Source organism: Paracoccus sp. Arc7-R13 (assembly GCF_004010775.1).
In the GTDB taxonomy this organism is placed as follows: Bacteria; Pseudomonadota; Alphaproteobacteria; order Rhodobacterales; family Rhodobacteraceae; genus Paracoccus; species Paracoccus marcusii.
This window is the reverse complement of record NZ_CP034812.1, coordinates 153,821-159,820: the sequence shown is the minus strand read 5'-3', so window position 1 is coordinate 159,820 and position 6,000 is coordinate 153,821. Positions and strand designations below refer to the sequence as shown.

Below are 6,000 nucleotides of genomic sequence, written 5' to 3'. Positions count from 1 at the left end.
GAAGGCAAAGTTTCCCTGGCCCGCAAATCGCTTTGCGCTTGCGGGAAAGGGGCCAAATCGCTACACTCAGAAGTGCGAAAACTAAGTTTTGTAGCGGGCTGGCCCCGCGAGAAACCTAAGAAAGGTCTCGAGAAGCTTGCTTCTTGGGGCCTTTTCTTTTCTGCCTGTTTCGTGCCTCCCTTTTGTTTGTTGCTCTTACTCAGTCTTCCGAACGTTTCCAACGCTCGTGAAGCTCGGCTATCAGCCGCGGGGCATTGCCCTCTAACCAGCTGACAAATTCACTCTCCTCAGCCTTCAACTCAAGTTTGAGTTGCTTGCCACGGCGTCCGGTGGTGACAGTTGCGGCACCGACCCCCGGAATAACAGTGCCAGCCCCCCCGCGCGGATAAGAGGAGGACATTGCGTGTTTGGATTTACCAGCGGCTAAAAGAACCGCCAAAAATGCCTGATCAGATTTTTCGTCAATGCCACCTTGGTGGGCGGTCCTGACGTCGGCGGCCATGGCAGCAAGCCATTCGCGATCAACTTTCGCGGTCCCAAGCAACTTCTTGAGCTCTTCCCATCGGGGGCGACCGATACCTGGCGCTGCGCCAATGGCAAGAACCAAGTTCTCCCCAACGGTACGCACTACGCTTAACAGCTGTGAAACTCCGGCCTCGGTTAGATTAAGAACCTCTGCGATACCCTTGTTCGTGCGTTCGGACGCGTTGAGATGATCCCCATCAAGCAGGGCCGCGGCAACTAGTGCACGTTCGATAAAGCTCAGATCCCGCCGCTCCTGGTTCTCCAAAAGCTGATCGCGAAGCGGCTGATCGCTCTCCACTTCCGTAACGATGGCGCGGACCTTGATCCCAAGCTCCCTACAAGCTTCAAGCCGACGACGACCATAGATCAGGCGGTAGCGATCGCCCTCGATCGGACAAACAAGGATAGGGACTCGTTGGCCATTTTTGGAGATCGAAACTTTAAGACTTTCGATCTCAATGTGCAGCCGGTCGTCGAGCCGACCTGTAGTATCGATATCGCCGGTTTCAATCTCGAAAATCCCACCCCGGAGCCTCCGCCCCTCAAGCGCGTCAGGCGCGTTGCGTAAGGTTTGTAAAGGTAGCCCCAGCTTAGGCTTTCTTGCCATTACGTCCCCACGTGTTCTGGATGATCGCAGCGATCTCGTCGTTGACAGCGTTCATAGAGTCACTTGCACGCTCGAAAGTCTGACGCGTGAAGTCCTTCTTGTCCGCCTCATAGAGGGTCTGCTTTGTCAGCCCAGCATCCGAAATCGCGGTAGATTCAACCATGTGGTTGGTCAGCACCGACCTGCCAAAAAGGCCGCGGATAAAGGCAATGACCTCAGTTTGTGGGGCGTCACCCACCTTGTATCGGGTCGGCAGGAAACGCAGCCAGTCGAAGCGAAGGTTTGCGCCGGCATCCCGGATGACGCCAAGCAGATCAGCGGTCATTCGCAGGAACTGTGACATGGACATAAGATCGAGCATTTGCGGGTGAACGGTTACAAGGACCCCAGAGGAAGCTGACAAGGCGGACATGGTCAGGAAACCAAGCTGCGGCGGGCAGTCGATAACAACGATGTCATAATCCGCCTCGACGCTATCAAGCGCGTCACGCACTCGTGCGAAAAAGGCACGTGCGCCGCCGCGCTGGATGGCAGCGGGCGTTTCGTGCTCAAATTCCATGAGTTCAAGATTGCCAGGAATTAAATCGAGACCGCGGATGTATGTCTTGCGGATCACCTCCGAAATAGGAACCGGCTCATGATAGCGCACGGCGTCATAGAGAGTTCCGCCATCCATAAGGTCCAGTTCTGGTTGGATGCCATGCAGCGCGGAAAGGGATGCCTGAGGGTCGAGATCGATTGCGAGCACCCGATACCCCTTGAGCGCAAGGCGCTGCGCGAGATGAGCTGATGTCGTAGTCTTGCCGGAGCCGCCTTTGAAGTTCACGACGGAGACGATCTTAAGTTCGTCCCCGGCACGGCGCCCTGGAACATAAGACCCAGGCTTTTTTGCATTTTTCTCAAGGGCGTGGCGAATTTCCCAAACATCGTCCAACGTATACCGACGATGACTTCCCGCGGTCGTCTCGACGTCGGCGATCTTGCCTTCTCGATGAAGCTTTCGAAGATAGGTATGATCGACGCCCAGCAACTCGGCCGCTTCACCGCTGGTCAGGCTGCGCATCGCTTTCTTGGCGTCAGGAGGGAAATGGGCTGCACGTTGCGCGTGAAGGTTAGACGCGAGAAGCTCTGCGTAATGCCCAATGGCAATGTCCAGGTCCTGCTCAGCTTCGCTCATCCCTGCCTCGATTCTTGGGCGCGTTTTTTATGTGACTGCGCGGTATTTTTCGAGACTATTGCTGGGGCGATTAGATTCGTGCAAGTCTTTTCGTGATATGGGCCAAAAAATCATGCCACCAATGGCGGTGGACACCGTTGGTCAAGCTTTTCTCGGCAAGCTAGGGGCGTCGCACTACCAAAGCTGGTGGTCGCGGAACGTCAGGTCGAAAAGCATTGGTACTAGGCCAATCCATAACGGCGCGTATGGCGGCGAAGTTGGGTTCTGATCCTATGTCAAGCGCCTTAGGCAATCAGAGGCATCAAAAAGCCCGAGTTACAGTTTCGCATAGCGTTACCAAACGACCGTTTGCAAACAGATGCAACGCCGATATCTGCGTCTGCCGTACGGATGCCCAGATCCTCTGCATCCAGCAGGGGACGGAATTTAGCGCCTTCGTGCGCTCTCTGGGCCGTATTCCAGGGCCTTCGGGATCTCATCTGCCTGAGTGGCGGAATGGTGGTGACTTCGGCCAATATCTGAAAGTACTAGGCAACTGCAGAATGCTGGCAATATGCTAAACTGTTGGCATCATAATCATGGATTGTCAGATGGATGTCGGATCGCTTCTTCTGAGTGCCGAGACCCACGCAGCGAGGGTTGAGGGCATCCTCCTGGCCGACCCCGCCCTGGCTGCACTGTGGCGGATGGAGACGAGCCTTCTGGAGGCTGCCGCCTCGGTCGGGCTCGAAGGTGAGCGGATCTCCACACAGGGGATGGTGCTGCGTCTGACCAGTGGCACCGCGATGGACGAGGATGCCCGGGCGGTCGAGATGGCCCTGAAGGTCCTGACCGTCATCCGGCGACCCGGGGATCCGTTCGGCGCGCCGGTCGCAGCCCTGCGCCGGATCGAAGCGGCCGCCACGCCCATCGGTCAGACACGCGATGAGGGCGATCGCCTCGAGGATGCGGAACTGCCCCTGGTCGTGGAGGCTGGTCGCGCCTGGTCTCACGTTCCGATCCTTGCGGGATGGCGTGCGTCGGCCAGCTATGCCTTCCGCTCCCGGCGGAGCAGCCCGGTGGCCGAGCGGCTGATCTTCATGGCCGTGGAGGGTGCCGCACGTCATCTGCAGGGGCTGTCTCCTGATCGAAGAGCTGGCCGCGATGCGCTGGACGAGAGGGCAGGGGGCCTGCTGATGCCGGCGGGGGCCGGGTGGATCGTGCCGCCATCCGTATCGTTGACCCGCACCGGCTTCCGGGTCTGGTCGCCGATGACCGGGTTGGCCTCGTTTCTGGAAGCAGCCACGCGGAGCCTCTCTCATGATCTTGGCCATCTGGGGACCCTGCGCCACGAGCTGGCGCGTCTCTCGGCCATGACGTCGTCTGCGCATGGGCGGTCGCGCCTTGTCGACCTGATCGCCTATCTGAAGGCGCAGCCGGTCATCAGTTCGGCAATGGTCATGGATCAACTGGGGGTGACCCGCCGGACGGCCCTGACCCTGATCGGCGAGCTCGTCGATGCTGGCTGCCTCAGCAACCTCACCGCCCGAAGCACCTCCCGGTTCTGGGCGCTGCCGTCCCTCGCCGCGCGGATGCGACATGCGGGAGGGGCGGGGGCGGTTCGGGGTGATGTATTCGTCAGCCGCGAGGGGCCGAGCGAACGCATAAAGCCAATCGGTGCGTTGGAGCGGATAAAGGGAGGGCGCGACGAGGCCCAACTGGACCGGATCATGGCGGAGCTCGATGCCGCGATGTCGGGGGTCGATGATGTCGTGCGGCGGGCGGGGGGTCGAGAGCGGAAAGAAGAGTAGGGCAGCTCATATCCCAACTGCCTGCGTGTCCGAAGAAACGGAGGCAAGACTAATTAGCGGTGTGCCGTTCTGCCGATACCTTGCCCGAACTCTTGGATGCCGGTACGCCCCTCTTGGGCGATCCATATCCGATCAGGAGCATGACACCCTCAAAGTGATCGGCATGACACCGCGTGCAGATCCAGTCGGCGTTGAGCTCGCCTTTGCAGACCAGGCACGGATCATCCTCGACATCGAAGTCGAGCGGAAATGGGACAGGGACTATCGCAATGCCGCACATGGTCTGTCTCACTGAGGGTATGTTGTTGACTATACCAGCTATAGTTCACCGGAACTGACAGCTCCGCGACATAGGTGCGAGGTGCTGCTCTTGGCGACGATCCGCTCCAGTGTCGGGTTCACGTCGTCGCCGTACTACTGGAACCGCACCTCCGGCGCCGGGCAATACGCGAACTGCCCAAACGTCCTGAGCTGTCTGCCTTGACGTCTCTGATTTAACGGGTACGCGACAGTTGCGTCGAGTCAGTTAGTTGAACCACGCGGCGCGCTTCATGCCGTCATCATCCGACCATTAGCGCCAAAAGGGCAAGGTTCTGACTACAATGGAGACGCGATATGCCAACGGTGATCCGATGCAGACAAAGGGGCGACCCGAGCACGGGTCGCCTGCAAACAATTTTGGCCGCGCAGCAAAGTCAGCTGATACTCGCCGGTGCCGCCGGCAGCATTCACACTAACTGAAGGTCGATCGCGCTGGTCTTGCCGCCGCGACCTGTTTCCAGCTCGTAGGACACAGCTGCCCCGTCTTTCAGGGTCTGCAAGCCAGCGCGCTCAACGGCCGAGATGTGGACGAAGACATCCTGCGCGCCGCCTTCCGGTTGGATGAAGCCGTAGCCTTTGTCCGCATTGAACCACTTGACCGTTCCTCTGGGCATTTCATTCTCCAAGACAATTTCTGATGCAGCGACATTCGGCGATCACGTGCGATCCGGCAAGCCGCCGATTTGGCTGCCGGTCCCAACCGAGGCGTCGCGAACCGCGATTGGTGCCAAGGTGGATAGATGCGGGGAGGATGGCGGCGGCCGAGACCAGGCGCGCAAGAATTTCGAACAATGGTGTCAGATGCATAGTCCGGAGTTTGCCTCGAACGGCGCGGAACCTTGCCTTTAGATCAGAAGCGTCAACACGCGTTGGTCTTCTAGACGATCCTTATCTGTCGGTCTTGATAGCGGACGGTCTCAGAACAGCTGTCGGGAAAAAATGCCCCGCTCGGTTGGAGGGAGTTGCCGAGCGGGGCCGGGTGACAACAGGGAATGCTGTCGAGTTCAACCTATAGGAGAATCAATAATCTCGCGATCCCTTAAATTGTACCGACACGCTTTCATGTTCAAAGGCCCGCCGAGCGGGCGGGCCTTGACGTCAACGCATGGTCACTTTGGTCAGGTCTTGCTCTTATCAATCAAGCCAGGCTTGGTTGGGTCTTCCGCGACTGCGGCGTTAGGGCGGTTGCCGCCGGGTACAGCAGGGTCCTTCTCATCTAAAACATGGTCAGGCACTTCGGGGTGTCGCTCCGTCTTTGCGGCCTCTTGAACTTGATCGGTAGGTGTCGGTTTCGGTTGGTCTTGCGTCATGACATGGTCCTCCTGCACCTCAACAGATGACTGGATCCAATGTTCCGCAAGGTAGCTTGCCCAGTCTGACCGTTATCCTGACATTTGCCGGGTATACTTCTTCATCCAGGCCCTATCGAAAATCGCATTGCCAAACCTGCTTGATCTGGAGGCTTGGTTTCTCGATCTGTTCGCCTGAACCCTTGACCGCGAGTTTGCCGGTATCGATGATCTCTCACCGAAGAACGCGCGCCGGTCGCACAAGAAGACCGATGCTTGCCGCGGAACTCA

Annotated in this window: 5 protein-coding genes; 1 reads left to right on the top strand and 4 read right to left on the bottom strand. The window is 58.5% G+C overall.

The features are described 5' to 3' along the window. Positions 1-199: 199 nt before the first annotated feature. Both EOJ32_RS17780 and repA read right to left on the bottom strand, forming a co-directional pair. Positions 200-1,132, bottom strand: coding sequence for a ParB/RepB/Spo0J family partition protein (locus tag EOJ32_RS17780; RefSeq protein WP_127899688.1), 933 nt, complete (start codon positions 1,130-1,132; stop codon positions 200-202). After that, on the bottom strand, positions 1,116-2,309 hold the full coding sequence (repA, locus tag EOJ32_RS17775; RefSeq protein ID WP_127899687.1) for a plasmid partitioning protein RepA: 1,194 nt from the start codon (positions 2,307-2,309) through the stop codon (positions 1,116-1,118). Before repA ends, EOJ32_RS17780 begins: the two co-directional genes overlap by 17 nt. Positions 2,310-2,899: 590 nt before the next feature. Here repA and EOJ32_RS17770 point away from each other — a divergent pair. Further along, on the top strand, positions 2,900-4,099 hold the full coding sequence (locus EOJ32_RS17770; RefSeq protein WP_164871503.1) for a helix-turn-helix domain-containing protein: 1,200 nt from the start codon (positions 2,900-2,902) through the stop codon (positions 4,097-4,099). A 728-nt stretch (positions 4,100-4,827) separates the two neighbouring features. Here EOJ32_RS17770 and EOJ32_RS17765 read toward each other — a convergent pair. Both EOJ32_RS17765 and EOJ32_RS17760 read right to left on the bottom strand, forming a co-directional pair. After that, positions 4,828-5,034 (bottom strand): cold-shock protein, encoded by a 207-nt coding sequence (locus EOJ32_RS17765; RefSeq protein WP_045983979.1) that lies wholly within the window; start codon positions 5,032-5,034, stop codon positions 4,828-4,830. Positions 5,035-5,538: 504 nt separating this feature from the next. Continuing rightward, entirely contained in the window at positions 5,539-5,730 is a 192-nt protein-coding gene (locus EOJ32_RS17760) for a hypothetical protein (RefSeq protein WP_127899685.1), read from the bottom strand. Between the last annotated feature and the right edge of the window lie 270 nt (positions 5,731-6,000).

Coding starts and splice junctions, on each gene's coding strand:
- EOJ32_RS17780 (WP_127899688.1), bottom strand. CDS start 1,132: ATGGCAAGAAAGCCTAAGCTGGGGCTACCTTTACAAACCTTACGCAAC.
- repA (WP_127899687.1), bottom strand. CDS start 2,309: ATGAGCGAAGCTGAGCAGGACCTGGACATTGCCATTGGGCATTACGCA.
- EOJ32_RS17770 (WP_164871503.1), top strand. CDS start 2,900: ATGGATGTCGGATCGCTTCTTCTGAGTGCCGAGACCCACGCAGCGAGG.
- EOJ32_RS17765 (WP_045983979.1), bottom strand. CDS start 5,034: ATGCCCAGAGGAACGGTCAAGTGGTTCAATGCGGACAAAGGCTACGGC.
- EOJ32_RS17760 (WP_127899685.1), bottom strand. CDS start 5,730: ATGACGCAAGACCAACCGAAACCGACACCTACCGATCAAGTTCAAGAG.